The following is a 21,517-nucleotide window of genomic DNA, read 5'->3' on the forward strand; positions in this document are numbered from 1 at the left end:
GTTCAGCTCCGTTCAGCAATCAGCGAGACCGCCTGTAAATAAGCCTGCAGCGCGGGCGCCACATCAGCCACCGCCACGGACTCTGCCGGATGGTGGCTGATACCGCGATGGTTACGCACAAATAGCATGCCGACCGGCCAGCGTTCAGCGATAGCGATGGCGTCGTGCCCCGCACCGCTCGGCAGTGACAGGCTGCGCCCCTGCACCGTTTCCACCGCATGACTCAGCGCCTGTTGCAGCGCGGAGTCACAGGCGGTGGCACCGATGCGATAATATTCGTTCGACTCAAAGCGGAGTCCACGCCGCAGCGCAATCGCCTCCGCCTGGGTTAACAGACTGGAGAGCAGTGTCTCCAGCGGGTTGTCCAGCGGACCGCGCACGTCCAGCGACAGCGATACCTCGCCAGGGATTACATTGACCGCTCCCGGCGCGCAGTTAATCGTACCGACGGTAGCCACCAGTTGCGGATCCTGCTCACGGGTGGTCTGCTCAATAAACACCATCCACTCGGCAGCAGCAGCCAGCGCATCTTTGCGGTGGGTCATCGGCACCGTGCCCGCATGGCCCGCTTCACCGGTGAAACGGCAGTTGAGGCGGCGCGCACCGTTGATGGCCGTGACCACACCGAGCGCCAGATCCTCCTGCTCCAGGCAGGGGCCCTGCTCGATGTGCAGCTCAAGATAACCGACGATATCCTCAACCCGCCGCGCCGCAGATGCGATCCTGTCGCTGTCGAGCCCGACATCCGCCATCGCCTGCGCCACGGTAATGCCGTTGCCGTCAGGATGCGTCACCCAGCTTTGCGGCCAGCTGCCGGTAATGCCACGACTGCCGAGCAGCGTAATGCCAAAACGGGTGCCCTCTTCGTCACCAAAGCCAATGACTTCAATCGCCAGCGGTAAGCGGCGCTGATTTTCGTTAAGCCACTGTACGGTTTCAATGGCGCTGAGCACGCCCAGCATGCCGTCATAGCGACCGGCGTTGCGCACCGTGTCGAGATGCGAACCAAGCAGTAACGCGGGTGCACCCGCTTCTGCCGCCTCGTAGCGCCCACAGATATTGCCCACTTCATCCTGCCACACCTGCATCCCCGCCGCCTGCATCCACTCACCGACACAGGCGTTGGCGCGCAGATGTTCGGGTGAGAGGTAGACGCGGGTCAGCCCCTCGGCCGTTTCGCTGATCGCCGCCAGCGCATCGCAGCGCGCCATAACGCGCTGTGCAGCGGCCTGGGCTTCGCTGGCGCTCATCATCATGCGTGGCTCCCGTAGTGATCCCAGGCGGCCTGCGCCGCGGCACCCTGCGGCGTGCGATAGCCGACATAGGTCAGCACCGTTTCCAGCGCGGAGAGAGTCTGCATCACGCAATCTTTACGCGCGTTGTAGCCCATGGTGCCGATGCGCCACACCTTGCCATGCAGCGGGCCAAACGAGGTGCCAATCTCAATGCCGAAATCTTCCAGCATCAGCTTGCGCACCTGATCGCCGTTTACGCCAGACGGGATCATCACGCCCAGCACGTTGTTCATTTTGTGTTTCAGGTCGCCGAAGGTCTCCAGCCCCATCCCCTGAATGCCTTTTAGCAATGCTTCACCGTGCAGCTTGTGGCGGGCGATGCCGTTGTCCAGCCCCTCCTGCAGGATCAGCCGGGCGCACTCGCGCGCGCCAAACAGCGCACTGGTCGCTTCGGTATGGTGGTTGAGCCGCTCCGGCCCCCAGTAATCCATGATCATGCCGAGATCAAAATAGTTGGAGTAGATCATCTCCTCTTCGCCATCCTGATGCGCCTCGGTGCGGATCCCCTGCTCTACGCATTTGCGTTTGCGGATCACCGCTTCCATCTCTGCACTCAGCGTGATCGGCGAGGTACCCGATGGACCGCCCAGGCATTTCTGCATCCCCGCGGATACGGCATCGAGTCCCCAGGCGTCCGTTTCCAGCGCGTTACCCGCCAGCGACGCGGTGGAATCGGTGTAGAACAGTACGCCATACTGTTTGCAGATCGCACCCAGTTGCTCAAGCGGCTGCAGCATGGTGGTTGAGGTGTCGCCCTGCACGGTCAGCAGCAGGCGCGGCCGCACTTTTTTGATCGCATCTTCAATCTGGTCGGGAGTAAAGACTTCGCCCCACGGCACTTCAATGGTGTGCACTTCCGCCCGACAGCGGCGGGCAATTTCGCACAGCAGATGACCAAAGCGGCCAAACACCGGTACCAGCACTTTGTCGCCAGGCCGGATCGATGACAGCAGAATCGATTCGATACCGGCGCGGGAGGTGCCGTCAATCAGCAGTGTCCAGCGGTTCTCTGTGCGAAACACGCCGCGATAGAGCGCCATCACTTCATTCATGTAGTGGGTCATCGCGGGATCGTACTGCCCCAGCAACTGACTCGACATGGCGCGCAGCACGCGTGGATCGGCATTGATCGGTCCTGGCCCCATCAGCAGACGCTGTGGCGGGTTAAGTTGTGGGTAGTGATTGATATCCATCGTAATTTCCTTTTTCAGAATCAGAGGCGAACCGAAGAGATAAACTGCTTCAGCTCCGGTGACTGCGGCTGAGCAAACAGCGTCTTACTGTCGCCCTGCTCCCAGACGCGCCCCTGATGCATAAAGACCACACGATCGCCCACGTCGCGGGCGAAGCTCATTTCATGCGTGACGAGGATCAGCGTCATCCCTTCTGACGCCAGCTGCTCCAGAACTTTGAGCACTTCGCCCACCAGCTCGGGATCGAGCGCGGAGGTGATCTCATCACAGAGTAAAACTTTCGGCGTCATCGCCAGTGCACGGGCGATCGCCACGCGCTGCTGCTGACCGCCGGAGAGGCTGGCAGGATAGTAGTTGAGACGCTCGCCCAGCCCGACCTTCTCCAGCATCTGCGCCGCCAGCGCCCGGCACTCGGCCTCGCTTTTTTTCAGCACCCGGCGCGGCGCCAGCATCACGTTCTCCAGTGCCGTCATGTGCGGGAACAGATTGAAGCTCTGAAACACCATCCCGACCGAGCGGCTGATTTCACGCGCCTGCGAGTCGCGATCGGTAATCGTCATACCGCCGAGCTTGATGCTGCCCTCCTGATAGCCTTCCAGCCCGTTCATGCAGCGCAGCAGCGTGCTTTTGCCCGATCCGCTGCGACCGATGATTGAGATCACCTCGCCCATGTCGATATCCAGATCCACGCCTTTCAACACATGGTTGTCGCCGTAATATTTTTGCACCTGATTAATGGTGATGAGCGGCATTGAATTTTTTCTCCAGATACTGGCTGTAGCGAGACAGCGGATAACACATCAGGAAGTAGCCCAGCGCCACCAGCCCAAAGACTTTAAACGGCTGATAGGTCACGTTGTTCAGAATGGTGCCCGCCTTGGTCAGCTCGATGAACCCGATAATTGACGCCAGCGCGGTGCCCTTGATCACCTGGACAGCAAACCCCACCGTCGGGGCAATACCGATGCGGATCGCCTGCGGCGCAATGACCCGCCACAACGTCTGACCAAAGGTCAGGCCGAGACAGCGCGACGCTTCCCACTGGCCTTTTGGCAGGGCGCGGATGCTGCCGTACCAGATATCGATCAGAAAGGCGCTGGTGTAGAAGGTCAGCGCCAGCGAGGCCGCCGTCCAGGGTGCAACATCAATGCCGAACAGGCCGACACCGAAAAACGCCAGAAACAGCTGCATCAGCAGCGGCGTGCCCTGAAACAGCGCGGTGTAACCGCGTACCAGCCGCGTTAACCATTTGCGTTGCAGCAGGCGCATAAACAGCAGCGGCAGCGTCACCAGCGTGCCGCCGACAAAGGCCACCAGCGACAGCAACAGGGTCCAGCGTGCCGCCAGCAGCAGGTTGCGCAGGATGTCCCAGTCGGTAAAGGTCGTCATCATGATGGCTGCACTCCAAACCATTTACGGCCAATCGCCAGCAGCAGATGGCGCATCGCAATCGACAACGCCAGGTAGATCAGCGTGGTCACCAGATAGACCTCAAAACTTAAGAAGGTGCGCGACTGGATCAGGTTGGCGGCGAAGGTCAGCTCCTCGTAGGAGACCTGCGACACCACCGACGAACCCAGCATCACGATGATGCACTGGCTTACCAGTGCCGGATAAATGCGCTGCAGCGCGGGCGGCAAGACCACCCGCAGAAACGTCTGGCTGCGGGTTAATCCCAGCACTCGTCCCGCTTCCCACTGCCCTTTGGGTGTCACCTGTATTCCGGCACGAATAATCTCGGTGCTATACGCCCCGAGGTTGATCAGCATCGCCAGCAGCGCCGCCTCGCCAGCAGTGAGTTTCAGCCCCAGCGCAGGCAGACCGAAAACGATAAAGAACAGTTGCACCACAAACGGCGTGTTGCGGATCAGCTCGACATAGATGCCCCACAGGCGGCTCATCCAGCTGGGTCTGCCACTGCGCAGCGCGGCGCCCGCAATGCCCAGCGCCACACCACCGGTGGTCGCCAGCACCGTCAGCTGAACGGTGACCCAAAGACCGGAGAGCAGCTCCGGCCAGTAGGGCCACAGGGCGGGAAAGTTAAGTTGCCCGGTCATGAATCTTTCCTCAGGTGCCGAGGTTGGCGGGCAGCGGCGCTTTCAGCCACTCTTCTGACAGTTTATTCAGGGTGCCATCTTTGATGCCCTGCTCAATCAGCGCATTCACTTTCGCTTTCAGTGCCGGCTGATCTTTCTTCAGGCCGATATAGCAGGGAGAATCTTTCAGCATAAACTGCGCCACCGGCGCTTTGGCCGGATTCTGGCGGGCAATGGCGGCGACCACCAGGTTGCCGGTCGCCACATACTGCACCTGACCGGAGAGATACGCAGACAAGGTAGTGTTGTTATCTTCGTAGCGTTTCACCTGTGCATCTTTCGGCGCAACGTCACTGAGCACCATGTCCTCTACCGCACCGCGTGTTACGCCAATCGATTTGCCGCTCAGGGCAGACGCCGCTTTGATTTCATCGCCTTTCGGCCCGAATACGCCCAGGAAGAACGGCGCATAGGCGCGGGTGAAGTCGATCACTTTTTCCCGCTCGGCATTTTTACCCATGCTGGAGATCACCAGGTCGACCTTGTCGGTTTGCAGATAAGGCACGCGGTTGGCACTGCTGACCGGCACCAGCTGCAACTTAAGTTTCATCTGTTTTGCCAGGTATCTGGCCGTGTCGATGTCATACCCCTGCGGCTGCAGATCGGTGCCAACCGAGCCAAACGGCGGGAAATCCTGCGGCACGGCGATGCGAATGACGCCGCGTTTCTGGATGTCCTGCAGTTGATCGGCCAGCGCGCTTCCCGCTTGTGCCATCAGTAATGCCGCTGTCGCAACCGCCATCAAAACTTTTTTCATTATGCACCCCGGTGAGATTAACGTGAAACAAAAGATTCTTTGAGATGCAATCTGCAACTAATGTGCCAATCCTGACGGCCACAGAAAAAGGGTTAAGCGGCAAAGCTTCAGCTGAAATCTGGCGTAATCGGGACGACTACGCCGGGGGAAGGTCTGTTCTGAAATGGGGCAAAGCACCAAAACGGTGCCTTTTAGCGGTGCTCCAGCTCATCAAACTGCTGGTAAAGGTCGGCGATCTGATGAATGCGCTGGCGTCCCTGTGCCAGCATTTCATGCAGCAGTGCATTGGCAATCAGGTTAACCAGACTCATGGCGGAGCCATAACTGTCGAAGGCGGAAACGCTGTCCAGCGGCGTACAGAGCTGCCAGCGCGCCAGCGCAATCACCGTCTGCGCCTGCGGCTCACACAGCGCCAGCAGCGGGATACCGGCATCCTGCAACTGCTGCATCAGCGGGCGAATGATGCGGGGACGACGACGGAAGGCCATCACGACCACCATATCCTCCGGCGTAATATCCACCAGCTCCTCAGCCAGCGTCTGGCCCGGCTGAGGCAGGATATGTACCTGCGAACGCGCCTGCACCAGCTGCTGTCGCAGATGCAGTGCCACCGGATAGGCGTTGCGCATGCCGATGATAAAGACGCGTTTTGCCTGCGCCAGCTGCTGGATAACCTCATTAAAGTGCCGGGCATCCAGACTGTTCACCCACTGCGTCAGGTTAGCCATCTCCTGCTTGTAGTGTCGCGCCAGCAGCGTATTGCCCTGCACCGCATCACGATTATCGGTCAGCGGCATGCCGCTCTGGCGCAGGATGCGTAACTCATCACGCATATCCTTGTATTTTTCATAGCCCAGACGCTTAAACAGCCGGCTGACCGTGGCTTTCGACACGCCACTGAGCCGCGCCAGCTCGGCACTGTTGTAGCTGATCAGGTCATCGAAGTGGTCAAACACGAAGTCGGCAATACGCTGCTCCTGCGGGGAGAGCTGGGGATAGTGACTCCTGAGTCGTTCATCAAGCTGTTTCATAACCCGTCCTGTAACTTTTGTTTCAGCAGAAGCTAGCACAATTTGCGCCAGGTTAACCGGCGCATTGTCAGCTCAGGGTGAAAACTGGAACAGCTCTTGCTTTGTTATCGGTTCTGTCACCCGGATAACGAGAAAAAGATGATTCAAAGCAATATGGCCCCGCAGGGGATGGCGGTGACGCCACACCATCTGGCGAGTGAAAGCGCGCTCGCGGTACTGCGTGATGGCGGTAATGCCATTGAAGCGATGGTGGCCGCTGCCGCGACCATCGCCGTGGTCTACCCGCATATGAATGGACTGGGCGGTGATGGTTTCTGGCTGATTCTGCCGCCCGGCGGCGATCCTGTCGCTATCGACGCCAGCGGCGCAGCCGGTTCGCTGGCTCATCACGATTTCTACGCCGATCACCCTAAGATTCCGCATCGCGGGCCGAAAGCGGCGCTGACCGTGGCCGGTACGGTCAGCGGCTGGCAGGAGGCACTGAATCTCTCGGCTGAGATGGGCACCCCACCGCTGCCGCTGGCACGTCTGCTGCGCGATGCGATTCGCTACGCCGCCGACGGTATTCCGGTGACTGCCTCACAGAGCGCCGCCACCGCGACGTTCCGCAGTGAATTGCAGCATCAGCCCGGCTTCAGCGCCACCTTTATGCCTGACGGCAACGTGCCGCAGCCAGGCAGCCGTTTTACCCAGCCCGCCCTGGCAAACACCCTCAGCCAGCTTACTGAAGAGGGGCTCGACAGCTTTTATCGCGGCACGCTGGCTCACCATATGGCCGATGAGATGGCCACGCTGGGCATGCCGGTGACGCTGGCCGATCTGCAGCAGCATCGCGCCCGCCGCACGACGCCGCTGCATCTCTCCCACAGCGAAGGTGACATCTGGAATATCACCCCGCCAACGCAGGGCATGGTGTCGCTGGCGATCCTGGGCATCACCGATCGGCTGGAGATGGCGGAGGCTGACGATGCGCAGACGGTGCACCGTATCGTGGAAGCCACCAAAAAAGCGTTTGCACTGCGCGACAAACACATCACCGATCCGCGTCACGTCACGGAAGATTTGCAGGCGCTGCTGGACAGCGATCACCTTGCCACACTCGCCAGCCAGATCACCGATGGAGAGGCGGCGGCATGGGGAAACGGACGCGGGCCGGGCGATACGGTCTGGATGGGCGTGATGGACAGCAGCGGCCTGGCCGTCTCCTTTATTCAGAGCATTTATCACGAATTTGGCAGTGGTGTGGTGCTGCCCGGCACGGGTATCACCTGGCAGAACCGCGGCGCCGCTTTCAGCCTCGATCCTGACCATCTGCTGGCCCTGGCACCCGGTAAGCAACCGTTTCATACCCTGAATCCCGCCGCCGCACGGCTGAAAGATGGCCGGACGCTGGTGTATGGCGCGATGGGTGGGGATGGACAGCCGCAGACTCAGGCGGCGATTTTTACCCGCCATGTGATTCAGGGCTTGCCGTTACAACAGGCAGTCAGTGCGCCGCGCTGGCTGCTGGGCCGGACCTGGGGGCAATCATCAGACTCGCTGAAACTGGAAGGCCGTTTTGACGACGAAACGGTATTGATGCTGCGTCTGTGGGGACATGAGGTGGAGCTGCTGCCGGACTTCAGCGAATCCGTGGGCCATGCGGGCGCCATTGTGCGCCACAGCAACGGCATGTTTGAGGGCGCAAGCGATCCACGCAGTAACGGCAGCGCCGCCGGTTTTTAACAGGAGCGAATCATGAATCAACACGACTGGGCCAGCTACATCGGCCATATGGAGCAGATACTGCAACTGGAACTGGATGACGCCCGCCGCGCTGAACTGCTGATCCAGCTGTCGCGTATCGCGGAGATGGCCGCGCCGCTGATGGCGTTTCCGCTGGATGACCGGCTTGAAGTGGCAGGAGTATACCAGGCATGAGATTAGGTGACGTTTCGATTCAGACCCTGCAGCGGGCGATTCAGCAGGGTGAAATCAGTGCGCTGGAAGTGGCAAAGCGCACGCTGCAGGCGGTTGAGCAGCATAATCCGGCGCTGAATGCCTGGACGGAAGTGACCGGGCCGCGCATGTTAAAAGAAGCGGCGGATGTTGATGCGCAGCGGCAGCGCGGCGAAACCCTGCCACCGCTGACGGGCATCCCGTATGCGGTAAAAAACCTGTTTGATGTGGCGGGTCACACTACCCTGGCCGGTGCCAGCCTGTTCAGCGACCGGCCGGCGGCACGTGCAGATGCGTTTGCTGTCGATAAACTGCGTCGCTCTGGTGCGCTGCTGTCTGGCATGCTGAACATGGATGCCTACGCGTATGGTTTTACCACCGAAAACAGCCACTACGGCGCGACGCACAATCCGCGCGATCTCAGCCGCGTGGCTGGCGGCTCGTCAGGCGGTTCGGCGGCTGCCGTGGCCGCCGGTCTGGTCCACTTTTCACTGGGCACCGACACCAACGGCTCGATTCGGGTGCCCGCGTCGCTGTGCGGTATTTTTGGTCTTAAGCCGACCTTTGGCCGGTTGTCACGCAGCGGCAGCCATCCGTTTGTCGCCAGCCTCGATCACATCGGTCCTCTGGCGCGGCGGGTTGAAGACCTGGCGCTGGTATATGATCTGTTGCAGGGCGCAGACCACACCGATGCGTTTCAGGCCGATCGCCCGCTGGCCGCGACGCTACCGGGGCTGTCACAGGGCAGCGAAGCCTTGCGCTGCGGCGTACTGGGTGGCTTTTTTGCCCGCTGGTGCGATGAGGATGCCCGCGCTGCCGTCGCGGTGGTCGCGGCAGCACTTGATGCACAGGAAGAGGTGCTGATGCCGGACGCTGAGCTGGCACGCTCGGCGGCGTTTATCATGACCGCGGCAGAAGGCGGCAATCACTATCTGCCCGCCCTGCGCCAGACGCCTGAGCAGTTTGAACCTAATTCACGCGAGCGTCTGCTGGCCGGTGCCATGATGCCAGGTGCCTGGTACGTGCAGGCGCAGCGTTTCCGCCGCCATTTCCAGCAGCAGGTGTTGCCGCTTTTTGATCGGTTTGATGTGCTGATAGCGCCGGCGACACCCTGCAGCGCGATCACCATCGGTCAGCAGACCCTGTCGATTCAGGGGGAATCGCTGCCCGCTAAGGCGAGCATGGGTATGCTGACGCAGCCGATCTCCTTCCTGGGATTGCCGGTCTGTACCGTGCCGCTGGCGACCCGAAGCGGTCTGCCGATTGGATTACAGCTTATCGCCCGTCCATTTAATGAAGAGGCGGTGTTACGTGCCGCCTGGGCACTGGAACAACGCGGCATTACGATACCGCAAATCAATATGGCTGGAGCCTGATGAACAGAGAGATTAATTTACCGCAGGTAGTCACCGAGGTGACGGCGCAGTTTTACCGCTACGAGCAGGCGCTGGTCAGCAATGACGTGGCCGAACTGGATGCGTTGTTCTGGCACGACCCGCGAACCGTGCGCCTCGGCGCGGGTGAGAATCTGTATGGCATTGATGAGATTCGTGCCTTCCGCGCCGCGCGTCCTTCAGCCGGGCTGAACCGGACGCTGCGAAACACCGTGATCACCACCTTTGGCGAGGATTATGCGGTCTGCAGCACCGAATTTACCCGCACCGGCAGCGATAAAATTGGCCGTCAGCAGCAGACCTGGGTACGTATGCCCCACGGCTGGTGCATCGTGGCGGCGCAGGTCAGCCTGATGAGCTGACATCGTCCGGCGCTTCGCCCGATCAACGCGGGGCGAGCGCCGGAACCGGCTTAAGGTGCCGGGTGCGTGTTGATCCAGTGGTCAGCGATCTGCTGACGGGTGCAGATCCAGACATCCTCATGCTGCTGGATGTGATCGAGAAAATTCTGCAGCGCGCGGAATTTGCCAGGACGACCCAGCAGGCGGCAATGCATACCGATCGACATCATCTTCGGTGCGGTTTCGCCCTCTTCATACAGCACATCGAAGCTGTCGCGCAGATAGGTAAAGAACTGTTCCGCGGTATTAAATCCCTGCGGCGAGGCAAAGCGCATGTCATTGCACTCCAGGGTATAGGGGATAATCAGGTGCGGTTTAACCGTTCCATCCTGACAGGTGACCTGGGTCCAGAAAGGCAGATCGTCGCCGTAGTAGTCACTGTCATAGCTAAAACCGCCCTGCTCCACCACCAGCCGACGGGTATTCGGGCTGTCGCGGCCGGTGTACCAGCCGGTCGGCGCTTTACCAAACAGATCAACCAGCACATCGACCGCCTGCTGCATATGCTGGCGTTCGGTTTTTGCATCCATGCCCTGATAGTGGATCCAGCGCCAGCCGTGACTGACCACATCGTAGTCAGCCTGTTTAATCGCTTCGACGACTTCCGGATGACGCGCCAGCGCCATCGCCACGCCGAAAACCGTTAACGGCAGACCGCGTTTCTGGAATTCGTTGTGGATACGCCAGAAACCGGCGCGTGAGCCGTACTCATACAGCGACTCCATCGACATGTGGCGATCGGGATAGCTGGCTGCCCCGATGATGTCGGAGAGGAACTGCTCTGAGCCGGTATCGCCGTGCAGCACGCTGTTTTCTGCGCCCTCTTCGTAGTTCAGAACAAACTGCACCGCCACACGGGCGTTGTTGGGCCAGGCGGCGTGCGGCGGATGAGCGCCATAACCGATTAAATCGCGCGGATAGTTTTTGTTAAAGCTGTACTCTTTCTTCTCTGCAGCGTCAGTCATCACTCCACCTGTTTTGATTCGGGAAAGTTCCGTTAGTTTAGATGCTGAAACGCACCTGAGAGAGGTTTCTGCAAAGGCCAGGCCAGATCTCCATGTTTGCTGGTGCCAAAACCAAGCGCCACCAGCGACTCCACCATCTTCACCGCCGCGCTGACGCCATCGATCACCGGCAGGCCGAGCTCCCGGGTCAGCTCCCCGGCCAGCGTCGCCATTCCGCCACAGCCCAGCACAATCGCCCCGCTGCCATCTTCCCGCTTCGCCTGAATGCAGCGCTGCCGCACTTTTTCCTGCGCCAGGCCGCTGCCATCTTCCAGCGCCAGTACCGGCAGATCGATGGCATGCAGTGCGGCACAGTGATGGGTAAAGCCATACTGCTGCAGCAGATGACGCGCAATCACCAGGGTGCGCGGCAGCGTGGTGACAATGGAGAAACGCGTCGCCAGCAGCGTGGCCGTATGCATCGCCGCTTCCGCGATGCCGATCACCGGTCCGCTGGCCAGCTCGCGTGCCGCCAGCAAACCCGGATCGCCAAAGCAGGCAATGACGTGGCCGCTGACGCCCTGCGCTCTGCCCAGTTTAATCTGCTCCAGTACGCCGATGGCGGCGATCGCCTCATCGAAGTGCCCTTCAATGGAAGGCACGCCCTGCGACGGTGAAACAGCCAGAATTTCGGTGCCCGGTGCGGCGACCGCACGCGCGGCCTGACCGATAGTTTCGGTCATCGCCGGGCTGGTATTAGGGTTAATAACCTGAATCAGGCTCATGAGGCAGCTCCAGAGCCTGCGGCAAACAGTCGGGAAAAGTCGGGCAGCGTTTCCCCGCTGCGCTCAAAGTGCAGGCTGGAGACGATGTGCTCAAAGTGATGCTGTAGCGCCTGCGTCAGCGGCTGCAGCGCACGTGCACGCAGTAACTGAAGCAGATTCGCATGATCGTCACAGCGGCAGCCACGCTGCCAGGGTGCGCCATAGGCGGCAATCACCAGTGATGAGCGCTGCGTCAGGCTGGTCACCATGCCGGTGAGCACCTGATTCCCGGAGATCGCCTGCAACTGAATATGAAAGGCCGCTGACAGCCGGATGGCTGCCGGGCCATCATGATCGGCGTGCGCCTGATTCTCCTGCGCGATGAGCTGCTCCAGCGCCACCAGATGCGGGGGCTGCAAATGGGCCAGGACCACTGGCAGATTAGCGCACTCCATTAAACTGCGGGTTGAGAAGATATCCCGCGCCTCTTCAACGCCGGGTGTGGAGACCTGCGCACCACGTTTGGGCGTCAGAGTGACCATTTGCACCGCCGCGAGGCGTTGCAGCACTTTGCGGATGCCGGTGCGGCTCACGCCAAAGACCCCGGAAAGCGCCTCTTCCGGCAATTTACTGCCCGGCGGCAGCTGATGCTCAACAATGGCGTTCATCAATGCCTGGTAAATCCCTTCATCTTTATCCTGCAGCCTGGTGGCGTCTCGCTGTCCTGTTTTACTCGTCATTACCCGCTCCGGTCGCTTGCTGTACGCCACATATCGTATACGTGAAAAATAAATATTGTATACAAGAAAAGAGATCTGGCCTGGATCCTGCAATACCGCCTTACCAGATTATTCATTCCACTCTCGGGTAGAGGAGCAGGTTTCATGCCAAATCAATCAACGGTGGCCAGTACGGCCTCTGAAGCCAACGCCCGTTACAGCCCACGACTCTGTAACGACGACCTGGCACCGACTCGCGATCAGAACTGGTCGTGGTACAATATTTTTTCTTTCTGGATGTCGGATGTGCACAGCATGGGCGGCTATGTGGTGGCCGCCAGCTTCTTCACGCTGGGATTAGCCAGCTGGCAGGTGCTGCTCTGCCTGCTGGCGGGGATCTGCATCGTGCAAATCTGTGCGAATCTGGTGGCGAAACCGAGCCAGATGGCGGGCGTCCCCTATGCGGTGATCTGCCGTCAGGCGTTTGGGGTGTTTGGTGCCAATATCCCGGCGGTGATACGCGGCCTGATCGCGTTCGCCTGGTATGGCATCCAGACCTATCTCGCGGCGAATGCGCTGATGCTAGTGCTGCTGAAGTTCGCGCCGTCACTGACGTCGATGACCGTGCCGCACTGGCTTGGTCTGTCGCTGCTGGGCTGGTGCTGCTTCGGCATTATGTGGTTACTGCAGGCGATGGTGTTCTGGCATGGCATGAACGCCATCAAACGGTTTATTGATGTCGCCGGACCGGCGGTCTATGTGGTGATGGTGGCGCTGGCGGGCTGGATTGTATACAAGACCGGCTTCGATGGGATCTCGTTTACTCTCGCCAGCAAATCGCTGACCGCAGGCGAGCAGACGTGGCAGATGATTACAGCGACGGCGCTGGTGGTCTCTTACTTCTCCGGACCGCTGCTGAACTTCGGTGACTTTTCACGCTACGGCAAAAGCATGTCAGAGATCCGTCGCGGCAACCGCTGGGGACTGCCGTTTAACTTTCTGCTGTTCTCGGTGGTGACGGTAGTGATTGTGTCGGGCACCCAGTCGCTGTTTGGCAAAATGATTACCGATCCCATCGAAACCGTAAGCATGGTCGGCAACGATCTGGCGGTCGCGATTGGATTGCTGACCATGATTACCGCTACCATCGGCATCAATATCGTGGCGAACTTCGTCTCGCCCGCTTTTGACTTCTCCAACTGTTCACCGCAGAAAATCAGTTTCCGTACCGGCGGGATGATCGCCGCGGTGGGGTCGGTGCTGTTAACGCCGTGGAATCTGTTCCAGTCTCCTGAGCTGATTCACTATACGCTGGATGTGCTGGGATCGTTTATCGGGCCGCTGTTCGGGATTCTGCTGACCGATTTCTATCTGATTAAACGTGGACGTATCTCGGTCGACGATCTGTTTAACGATACGCCAGCAGGCCGTTACTGGTATCGCGGTGGCTTTAACCCTAAAGCGATTGGCGCGCTGCTGCCATCGGTGGCGATTTGCCTGGTGATTAGCTTTATCCCTTCCCTGCATCAGGTGGCGAATTTCAGCTGGTTTATTGGCGCCGGTCTGGCGGCAGGTTGCTATCGCTTTATCGCCCGTGAAGATCGTGAGGCGGAGGATGGTGCCCGCTGGCAAGGCGAGGTGATGCCGCAGAAGAACCAGGCCACCGCTGAATAGCAGACAGCAAAAAGCCGATTCATTTCTGAATCGGCTTTTTTAAAGAGATTGGCGGAACGGACGGGGCTCGAACCCGCGACCCCCTGCGTGACAGGCAGGTATTCTAACCAACTGAACTACCGCCCCGCGCTTTGTTCCCCGTCGGGAACGAGGCGCATAGTAATGGCAGCCTGTTGCGACGTCAACGCTTTTTCCAGGCGAACAAATCGTTTGCTGTTTTTTTCAGCTTGCCGTTGATTTTATCCACAAAAATGCGTAATTCAGCCGCGCCACAGGCAGCTGCCACCCTTTTTCATCACCAGATCCAGACGTGACTCATGGGCAACCACTTCTTCATCGCTGGCCGTGACCACGCGCAGTGCAGAGGTGGGACGCACGATGCGCTGGATGCTCTCTCCCTGCGCCTGTCGGGCGCTTTCACTTTCCGATAAAAAGGAGAGTGAAGTCTGTCCGCCGGTCATCGTCAGGAAGACTTCAGCCAGAATCTCGGCATCGAGCAGTGCGCCGTGCAGGGTTCGTTTGCTGTTGTCTATTTCGTAACGCGAGCAAAGCGCATCAAGGCTGTTGCGCTTGCCGGGAAACATACGGCGCGCCAGCGCCAGACTGTCGGTGATTTTGCAGAAGGTTTCGGTTTTCTCAATGCCGCGGTTCAGCTTTGCAAACTCGTAGTCCATAAAGCCGATATCAAACGGGGCGTTATGGATCACTAATTCAGCACCGCGAATGTAGTCGAGAAACTCATCGGCAATCTCGCTGAAGGCAGGCTTGTCGGCCAGGAACTCATCGGCAATGCCGTGTACGCCAAAGGCTTCGGGATCGACCAGCCGATCGGGCTTGAGATACATATGGAAATTGTTACCGGTCAGGCGACGGTTGATCACCTCTACCGCACCAATCTCAATGATGCGGTGCCCCTCATAATGTACCCCGATCATGTTCATGCCGGTGGTTTCAGTATCGAGAACGATCTGGCGGTTATTTGCAGTGCTCATAAGACCCGTTTTATGTCAGACTTAGCGTTTTTGAGAGGAAGTCTACCAGAGATGCGCAAACAGGTAGAAATATTCACCGATGGATCCTGTCTTGGAAATCCCGGTCCCGGCGGTTATGGGGCGATTTTACGCTACGGTCAGCATGAGAAAACCTTCAGCGCGGGCTATCACCTTACCACCAATAACCGGATGGAGCTGATGGCGGCGATTGTCTCACTGGAAGCGCTGACTCAGCCGTGCGATGTGGTGCTCAGTACCGACAGTCAGTATGTGCGTCAGGGAATTACCAGCTGGATCCATAACTGGAAAAAGCGTGGCTGGAAAACCGCCGACAAAAAGCCGGTGAAGAATGTCGATCTCTGGCAGCGTCTCGACTTAGCACTCAGCACCCATAAGATTCAGTGGGAGTGGGTTAAAGGCCATGCCGGACATCCGGAAAATGAGCGCTGCGACGTGCTGGCCCGCAGCGCAGCTGAAAATCCCGCTTTTGAGGATATCGGTTATAAAACCGAATCCTGATCCTCTGCCTGCCGGAACTGGCGTGTGGCATTGACCGTCTGGCGGATCTTGCTGGTGCTCATACTCTTCTTAGCCCGGGTCGGCAGCAGCGGGAAGGTGCGTTTACGTGCCACCACAATATTCAGACAGCCCAGCGCCGGTAAGTGGGCGCTTATCAGTTTTCCGCCCTGCCGATGCCACGGCAGCACCTGAAAGCGGGTGCGATAGACTACCTCATAATTCAACAGTCCCAGCCAGTCGACTAACCGCACCTGGCTGAACATCCGTCCGCTCCAGGGGGCTTTGCGGTTCAGGCCCGGCACCATCTTACTCACGCCGAGCAGGCTGAATGGATTGAAGCCGCTGATAATCATCCAGCCATCATCAATTAACACCCTATCTACTTCACGTAACACCCGGTGAGGATCCTGGCTCCAGGCGAGCGTATGGGCCAGCAAACAGGCATCGATCGACTTCGACTCAAACGGCAGTTGCATCGGGTCAGCCAGCACCTGTAACAGATCACCTTCCCTGCCAACATTGACCTGATGTGAAATAGCACAGTTTTCGGTGTTGATTTCTGCGCTGAGGTTGCCAAGCTTAAGCATATGAAAGCCATAAAGCTTTCCAAGGTAAGGCTGAAGCTGCTGCGTTAGCGCGTCGCGGAAATAATCTCCCCACGGCATATCGCGCCATGACAGCGGTGCGTTCAGAATCTGGCGTGATTTAGCGGGCTTCATGCTTTACGCTCTTCCTTTTCCTACGACCTGCGAGAGGTGATGATGAATCTTACCAGTATTCCTGCGTTGCAGGACAACTACATCTGGACGCTGACTGATGATGACGGTAAATGCCTGATTGTCGATCCCGGCGAAGCCCAACCGGTGTTAGAAAAAATGGCCTCCAACGGCTGGCAGCCGGTCGCTATTCTGCTGACTCACCACCATAACGACCACACAGGCGGAGTGAAAACACTGTGCGAGCATTTCCCTCAGCTTGAGGTCTATGGTCCCCAGGAAACTGCGGCTAAAGGGGCCAGAACCATCGTCAGCGAAGGCGATAAGGTCACGGTACTGGGCCTGACGTTTGAGGTGATCCATACCCCTGGTCACACTTTAGGACATATCTCATATTACAGCTCACCTTATCTTTTCTGCGGTGACACACTCTTTTCGGGCGGCTGCGGACGCCTTTTTGAGGGCACGGCAGAGCAGATGTATGATTCCTTTCAAAAGCTTAACCAGCTTCCAGGTGAAACATTAGTCTGCTGCGCACATGAATATACTTTATCCAATCTGAAGTTTGCTGCGGCTATTCTGCCCCATGACCCACAAATAACGGCCGAATATCAGAAAATTAAGGACTTACGCGCTGAAAATGGCATTAGTTTGCCCACAAAACTGGCGCACGAACGGACAATAAATTTATTTCTTCGCACGCAAGATGTTGATTTACAAAGGGCATTAAACGTTAACGTTACTGATGAACCCGTATGGCGTTCATTTGCCGTTCTACGCGAGAAGAAAGACGCTTTTTGATTTTTCGGGTTGTGTTGTGAAAAGTCGTCACGTATAGTTGCTCGTCTTTTAAGCGAACTATTGACACACACATGAAGGCTAAAGCGATCTTACTCGCCTCAGTCTTGCTGGTAGGATGTCAGGCGTCCAGGAACGATGCCAATATCCCGGTACAGCATGCACAGAGTCTGTCTTCAGCTGGTCAAGGTGAAAATGGAAAGTACGGAGACGAGTTTTTGTCGCCGCGATGGCAGGAAGATGGAACTGGCCTCGCAGCAGACGCAGATCTCTGGAGTTTCATTAGTGACGAGTTGAAGATGGGGATTCCGGAAAACCCGGCAATCCGCGAACAAAAAAGTAAATTTTTAAAAAATAAGAGCTATCTCCACGATGTAACATTACGGGCAGAGCCGTACATGTACTGGATAGTCGAGCAGATACAGAAACGTAAAATGCCGATGGAACTGGTACTGCTACCCATAGTGGAGAGCGCTTTTGACCCCCGGGCAACTTCATCCGCCAATGCCGCTGGTATCTGGCAGATTGTTGCTGCAACAGGTCGAAACTATGGTTTGAAACAGAACCAGTATTACGATGGGCGACGTGATGTGGTCGCATCCACGAAAGTTGCGCTGGATATGATGCAGCGTCTTAACACCATGTTTGACGGCGACTGGTTATTAACCATCGCAGCGTACAACAGTGGTGAAGGACGTGTACTCAAAGCGATAAAGCAGAACAAGGCGCGCGGTAAGCCGACTGACTTCTGGCATTTATCGCTGCCACGCGAAACGACCGTGTATGTGCCTAAAATGTTAGCTCTGAGTGAACTGCTCAAAAATAACAAGCGTTACGGTATCAAACTGCCGACACCTAATGAAAGTCGTGCTCTGGCGCGAGTGGAAGTGGGTCAGCAGATACAGCTGACGCAGGCTGCCGAAATGGCGGGTATGTCGCTCACGAAACTGAAGAGCTTCAATACCGGTTACAAAGGCGGTGCAACAGCGCCAAACGGCCCACACTATATTATGGTGCCGAAGTCGAACGTCGCGAAACTGCGTAACTCACTGGCTTCCGGTGACATCGCAGCGGTACAACCTACTCAGCTTGCGAAAGCCAGTGCGAGTGGCGGGTACAAAGTGCGACGGGGTGATACGCTCTCTGGTATCGCCTCAAAACTTGGCGTTAGCGTCTCGACACTGAAGCAGGATAACAACCTGCGCGGTGCTGATATCCGACCGGGTCAGACTCTGACCATTGGTTCGAATGGCACCCGACTGGCTGATAACGGCAACAGCATCACCTATCGTGTTCGTAAGGGTGATTCTCTTGACAGTATTGCCCGTCATCACGGCGTTAATATCAAAGACGTGATGCGCTGGAACAGTGTGCTGGACAGTGCGAAAGATATTCAACCCGGCGATAACTTAACGCTGTTTGTGAATAATAACGCAACACCTGATACCTGATACGTTGAAAAGGCTGACATTTGTCAGCCTTTTTCTTTTATTCATCCGCCATCGTTTACTCATCTGCCGGACTTCCCTCCCCTTCTGCAGGCTCGCTTAATGCACCGGACTAGCTTCCTGAACTGAACTCCACCAGTAAGGGGTTATGGTCGGACGCGCGCGTCACCAGTACGGATGCCTCACTCACCCTGAGATCGCGATAGAAGACGAAATCCAGCGGGCGACCAAAGGCTTTACGGCGGTGATCGGCAGTGAACATCACCTCTTCCAGCTTCATTCGCTGTGCAAAACGGTAGAGGGCATTGATACGCTGACGGCTCCAGGCATTGAAATCCCCGGCCATAATCACCGGCCCCTGGTGATGCATGATCTGCTCCCCGATTGGCCCCAGCTGTTTACTGTAGACGTCGACGCCCAGGCTGAAATTTACCGCATGGATGTTCACGACCATCAGCATTTCACCCGTGGGCAGCGGATACGCCGTGACCAGTGCCGATTTTGACAGCCTCAGCAGAGGCTCACGCTCACGTAACGGGCAGCAATAGACCGGGTGCGCAGAGGCGAGCGTCATCACCCCAGAGGGATGCTGAGGCAGCACAAAGGCAGGTACCTGATCGGCAGCAAGATAATTACTGGTGGCAAACTCCACCAGTTCTGGTGTGGTCTGCGCTTCCTGCAGTAATACCAGGTGCGCATCTTTACCAAATCCTTCCAGTACCGACATCCAGTCTGCGCGTTGCTGCTTAAAGATGTTCCACACCAGAACTTTGAGGTTTGGGTGCGCGGGCAAGGGGGCGCCGGGTGGCAGTGCCTGACCGAGATGGAGCATCGCGCCAGGTGGAAAGATCTGTTCCACTGGTTGTCCTGCTACATATCGCATTGCATAAGTTTTTTTGCGCACTTTCCCGCCTGGCTGATGATTCAAAATACAGTTAACACCTGTCTGTTATAGGGATTTTAGACCGGGGTTTCAATGGATGCAGGTGAATGTCAGAATTCATCACCTTTTCCAGAATAAAGCAGCCCTTTTAAGTTCGCTAAGCAAAACGAGGCAGATCAGGCGGTGACATCCCCGATGTCATCGTTAACGGCTCCTGTACTGGTTATAACAGCATTATCAGTCATAAACTGGCTTAATGGCCATGTGACTGCAGGGAGGAAGAATGAAGGCATCTTCTGATGAACTAAAAGTGTTTGTCAGCGTTGTAGAAAGTGGAAGTTTCAGTCGCGCTGCTGAACAGCTGAAAATGGCTAACTCTGCCGTCAGCAGGACAGTTAAAAAGCTGGAGAGCAAGCTGGGTATTGCCCTGCTGACCCGCACAACACGGCAGCTGGCGCTTACTCAGGAGGGCGAACGCTATTTTCGCCATGTTCAACGTTTTTTGCAGGAGATGACCACGGCAGAAAGCGATTTGATCGAGAGTTTACAGGCGCCTAAAGGACTACTGCGCGTTGATGCCGCGACGCCGGTGATTCTGCATTTGCTGATGCCGATGATTAAACCCTTTCGTCTGCGCTATCCTGACGTGACTCTTTCTTTGATCTCCTCAGAGAGTTTTATCAATCTGATTGAGCGGAAAGTGGATATCGCCATTCGCGCCGGCAATCTGACCGACTCAACGCTGCGCGCCCGGCTGCTGTTCAGGAGCTTTCGCAAGATGGTTGCTTCCCCCGCCTATCTCCGTGAGCATGGCACACCGCAAACGGTGGCTGAGCTGGATAACCACCACTGTCTTGGCTTTGATGATTCCCCACGACTCAATCGCTGGCCCGTCTCCCGTGAAAGCGGCGAACTCTATGATATTAGCTGGGCTATCTCCTCTAACAGCGGAGAGACGATTAAGCAGCTCTGTCTTACCGGTAATGGTATTGCCTGCCTGTCGGACTATATGATCGATCGTGAAGTTGCTGAGGGAAAACTGGTGGAAGTGTTGGCCGATCAGCGTCTGCCGGTCGAGATGCCCTTCCATGCTGTTTACTACAGTGATATTGGCGTAAGCCAGCGTGTGCGCGCTTTTATCGATTTTCTGAGTGAGTGGACAGCTGAGCAACCGTGGCGTACCTGATGTCTACAGGGGCAGGCCTGATCGGGATCTGCCCGCACACAATTGGGAAGAGTGGGATCGATTGCAGGATTATCGCTTCAGATTCAAAGAATTAGCGATCGTTAAAATGATCCGGGAGATCGAAGAGAATCAGCGCGGTGTATTTTTGCGTGTTGAATTTGCTGCAATGGAAAAAGCCCTGACCGTTAAGTCAGGGCTTTCCAATTAAGTGGCGGAACGGACGGGGCTCGAACCCGCGACCCCCTGCGTGACAGGCAGGTATTCTAACCAACTGAACTACCGCTCCACCGATTCTTTCACAGCTGTCAGCAACTGGCTGATGGCCGTCTGTTCCTGTCATTTTCCTTGTCAGGGGAAAAGGAACGAATTTGATGCCTGGCAGTTCCCTACTCTCGCATGGGGAGACCCCACACTACCATCGGCGCTACGGCGTTTCACTTCTGAGTTCGGCATGGGGTCAGGTGGGACCACCGCGCTAAAGCCGCCAGGCAAATTCTTTGTGCTCTGTCCTGTGTCTTTTGTGCTGATGCTGCGTTGGCCGCCCTCGCGCTACTCCGTCACATACTTCAGTATGCTCCTTCGTATCGCCCGGTTGCCGCCTTGCCTCAGCGCAAAATCCTTCGGACTTCAGTCCGCAGGACACAACTGTATCCGGTTAACAAGCTGAAAATCTTTCTCTCAAAAACGCCTCTGGCGTTGTAAGGTTAAGCCTCACGGGTCATTAGTACCGGTTAGCTCAACGCATCGCTGCGCTTACACACCCGGCCTA

At 57.3% G+C, this 21,517-nt stretch carries 23 protein-coding genes, 2 tRNA genes and 1 rRNA gene; 10 read left to right on the forward strand and 16 right to left on the reverse strand.

Features of this window, described 5'->3' with window-relative positions; all coding sequences use genetic code 11:
- Positions 1-2: 2 nt before the first annotated feature.
- From hpxK to hpxU, 7 genes are all read right to left on the reverse strand, one after another.
- Positions 3-1,256 carry an allantoate amidohydrolase gene (gene hpxK, locus ACVKSX_RS08975; RefSeq protein ID WP_022625186.1) on the reverse strand — a complete coding sequence of 418 codons (1,254 nt, stop codon included), beginning with the start codon at positions 1,254-1,256 and terminating at the stop codon, positions 3-5.
- Complete coding sequence (locus ACVKSX_RS08980) at positions 1,253-2,488, reverse strand: pyridoxal-phosphate-dependent aminotransferase family protein (protein WP_010255157.1); 1,236 nt, start codon at positions 2,486-2,488, stop codon at positions 1,253-1,255. Before ACVKSX_RS08980 ends, hpxK begins: the two co-directional genes overlap by 4 nt.
- A gap of 20 nt (positions 2,489-2,508) precedes the next feature.
- On the reverse strand, positions 2,509-3,240 hold the full coding sequence (locus ACVKSX_RS08985) for an amino acid ABC transporter ATP-binding protein (RefSeq protein WP_010671147.1): 732 nt from the start codon (positions 3,238-3,240) through the stop codon (positions 2,509-2,511).
- A complete protein-coding gene (locus ACVKSX_RS08990) occupies positions 3,221-3,877 on the reverse strand; it encodes an amino acid ABC transporter permease (RefSeq protein ID WP_061901729.1) in 657 nt (218 codons plus the stop codon). The genes ACVKSX_RS08985 and ACVKSX_RS08990 overlap by 20 nt, the downstream gene beginning before the upstream one ends.
- Positions 3,877-4,545, reverse strand: a complete 669-nt coding sequence (locus ACVKSX_RS08995; protein WP_010671146.1) for an amino acid ABC transporter permease — start codon at positions 4,543-4,545, stop codon at positions 3,877-3,879. Before ACVKSX_RS08995 ends, ACVKSX_RS08990 begins: the two co-directional genes overlap by 1 nt.
- Positions 4,546-4,555: 10 nt before the next feature.
- A complete protein-coding gene (locus ACVKSX_RS09000; protein ID WP_010671145.1) occupies positions 4,556-5,341 on the reverse strand; it encodes a transporter substrate-binding domain-containing protein in 786 nt (261 codons plus the stop codon).
- A 191-nt stretch (positions 5,342-5,532) separates the two neighbouring features.
- Complete coding sequence (hpxU, locus tag ACVKSX_RS09005) at positions 5,533-6,372, reverse strand: MurR/RpiR family transcriptional regulator HpxU (protein WP_311973389.1); 840 nt, start codon at positions 6,370-6,372, stop codon at positions 5,533-5,535.
- A gap of 138 nt (positions 6,373-6,510) precedes the next feature.
- On the opposite strand from hpxU, the gene ACVKSX_RS09010 reads away from it, so the two are divergent.
- The 4 genes from ACVKSX_RS09010 to hpxZ are packed head-to-tail and all read left to right on the forward strand — an operon-like array spanning position 6,511 to position 10,066.
- Positions 6,511-8,097 (forward strand): gamma-glutamyltransferase family protein, encoded by a 1,587-nt coding sequence (locus ACVKSX_RS09010; RefSeq protein ID WP_033771016.1) that lies wholly within the window; start codon positions 6,511-6,513, stop codon positions 8,095-8,097.
- Between the two features lie 12 nt (positions 8,098-8,109).
- Positions 8,110-8,292, forward strand: coding sequence for an oxalurate catabolism protein HpxX (gene hpxX, locus ACVKSX_RS09015; protein ID WP_003852562.1), 183 nt, complete (start codon positions 8,110-8,112; stop codon positions 8,290-8,292).
- Complete coding sequence (locus ACVKSX_RS09020; protein WP_323170636.1) at positions 8,289-9,686, forward strand: AtzE family amidohydrolase; 1,398 nt, start codon at positions 8,289-8,291, stop codon at positions 9,684-9,686. Before hpxX ends, ACVKSX_RS09020 begins: the two co-directional genes overlap by 4 nt.
- Positions 9,686-10,066: an oxalurate catabolism protein HpxZ gene (gene hpxZ / locus ACVKSX_RS09025; protein ID WP_010255141.1), complete on the forward strand. Its 381-nt coding sequence runs from the start codon at positions 9,686-9,688 to the stop codon at positions 10,064-10,066. Before ACVKSX_RS09020 ends, hpxZ begins: the two co-directional genes overlap by 1 nt.
- Before the next feature lie 50 nt (positions 10,067-10,116).
- Here hpxZ and puuE read toward each other — a convergent pair whose 3' ends face one another.
- From puuE to ACVKSX_RS09040, 3 genes are read right to left on the reverse strand one after another with little or no spacing between them, the layout of a single operon-like run.
- On the reverse strand, positions 10,117-11,070 hold the full coding sequence (gene puuE, locus ACVKSX_RS09030) for an allantoinase PuuE (protein ID WP_010255138.1): 954 nt from the start codon (positions 11,068-11,070) through the stop codon (positions 10,117-10,119).
- Positions 11,071-11,102: 32 nt separating this feature from the next.
- A complete protein-coding gene (hpxA, locus tag ACVKSX_RS09035; protein WP_346441257.1) occupies positions 11,103-11,834 on the reverse strand; it encodes an allantoin racemase in 732 nt (243 codons plus the stop codon).
- A complete protein-coding gene (locus ACVKSX_RS09040; RefSeq protein ID WP_010671140.1) occupies positions 11,831-12,553 on the reverse strand; it encodes a GntR family transcriptional regulator in 723 nt (240 codons plus the stop codon). The genes hpxA and ACVKSX_RS09040 overlap by 4 nt, the downstream gene beginning before the upstream one ends.
- Before the next feature lie 144 nt (positions 12,554-12,697).
- Between ACVKSX_RS09040 and ACVKSX_RS09045 the strand changes: the two genes are divergently transcribed.
- Positions 12,698-14,206, forward strand: a complete 1,509-nt coding sequence (locus ACVKSX_RS09045) for an NCS1 family nucleobase:cation symporter-1 (RefSeq protein WP_033756668.1) — start codon at positions 12,698-12,700, stop codon at positions 14,204-14,206.
- 49 nt (positions 14,207-14,255) lie between these two features.
- On the opposite strand, the gene ACVKSX_RS09050 is transcribed toward ACVKSX_RS09045, so the two are convergent.
- Positions 14,256-14,332: transfer RNA gene (locus ACVKSX_RS09050), tRNA-Asp, on the reverse strand.
- Positions 14,333-14,466: 134 nt separating this feature from the next.
- Complete coding sequence (gene dnaQ, locus ACVKSX_RS09055; protein WP_010255127.1) at positions 14,467-15,198, reverse strand: DNA polymerase III subunit epsilon; 732 nt, start codon at positions 15,196-15,198, stop codon at positions 14,467-14,469.
- Positions 15,199-15,249: 51 nt separating this feature from the next.
- On the opposite strand from dnaQ, the gene rnhA reads away from it, so the two are divergent.
- Complete coding sequence (rnhA, locus tag ACVKSX_RS09060; RefSeq protein WP_010255125.1) at positions 15,250-15,717, forward strand: ribonuclease HI; 468 nt, start codon at positions 15,250-15,252, stop codon at positions 15,715-15,717.
- Here rnhA and ACVKSX_RS09065 read toward each other — a convergent pair.
- The gene (locus ACVKSX_RS09065) at positions 15,699-16,436 is read right to left on the reverse strand and encodes a class I SAM-dependent methyltransferase (protein ID WP_010255122.1); all 738 of its coding nucleotides are present in this window, start codon (positions 16,434-16,436) and stop codon (positions 15,699-15,701) included. The two genes, rnhA and ACVKSX_RS09065, sit on opposite strands and share 19 nt — an antisense overlap.
- A gap of 42 nt (positions 16,437-16,478) precedes the next feature.
- Between ACVKSX_RS09065 and gloB the strand changes: the two genes are divergently transcribed.
- Together gloB and mltD are read left to right on the forward strand one after the other, a co-directional pair.
- A complete protein-coding gene (gloB, locus tag ACVKSX_RS09070; protein WP_010255119.1) occupies positions 16,479-17,234 on the forward strand; it encodes a hydroxyacylglutathione hydrolase in 756 nt (251 codons plus the stop codon).
- A 71-nt stretch (positions 17,235-17,305) separates the two neighbouring features.
- The gene (gene mltD, locus ACVKSX_RS09075) at positions 17,306-18,682 is read left to right on the forward strand and encodes a murein transglycosylase D (protein WP_022625195.1); all 1,377 of its coding nucleotides are present in this window, start codon (positions 17,306-17,308) and stop codon (positions 18,680-18,682) included.
- A gap of 109 nt (positions 18,683-18,791) precedes the next feature.
- On the opposite strand, the gene ACVKSX_RS09080 is transcribed toward mltD, so the two are convergent.
- Positions 18,792-19,583 carry an endonuclease/exonuclease/phosphatase family protein gene (locus ACVKSX_RS09080; RefSeq protein WP_010255114.1) on the reverse strand — a complete coding sequence of 264 codons (792 nt, stop codon included), beginning with the start codon at positions 19,581-19,583 and terminating at the stop codon, positions 18,792-18,794.
- A 262-nt stretch (positions 19,584-19,845) separates the two neighbouring features.
- On the opposite strand from ACVKSX_RS09080, the gene yafC reads away from it, so the two are divergent.
- Together yafC and ACVKSX_RS09090 are read left to right on the forward strand one after the other, a co-directional pair.
- A complete protein-coding gene (gene yafC / locus ACVKSX_RS09085) occupies positions 19,846-20,748 on the forward strand; it encodes a DNA-binding transcriptional regulator YafC (protein WP_010671136.1) in 903 nt (300 codons plus the stop codon).
- Positions 20,714-20,956, forward strand: coding sequence for a hypothetical protein (locus tag ACVKSX_RS09090; RefSeq protein ID WP_155740593.1), 243 nt, complete (start codon positions 20,714-20,716; stop codon positions 20,954-20,956). Before yafC ends, ACVKSX_RS09090 begins: the two co-directional genes overlap by 35 nt.
- A gap of 1 nt (position 20,957) precedes the next feature.
- On the opposite strand, the gene ACVKSX_RS09095 is transcribed toward ACVKSX_RS09090, so the two are convergent.
- Both ACVKSX_RS09095 and rrf read right to left on the reverse strand, forming a co-directional pair.
- A tRNA-Asp gene (locus ACVKSX_RS09095) sits at positions 20,958-21,034 on the reverse strand.
- A gap of 87 nt (positions 21,035-21,121) precedes the next feature.
- Positions 21,122-21,237: ribosomal RNA gene (gene rrf, locus ACVKSX_RS09100) — 5S ribosomal RNA — on the reverse strand.
- Positions 21,238-21,517 lie beyond the last annotated feature (280 nt).

The organism is Pantoea sp. PvP021, from assembly GCF_054056055.1.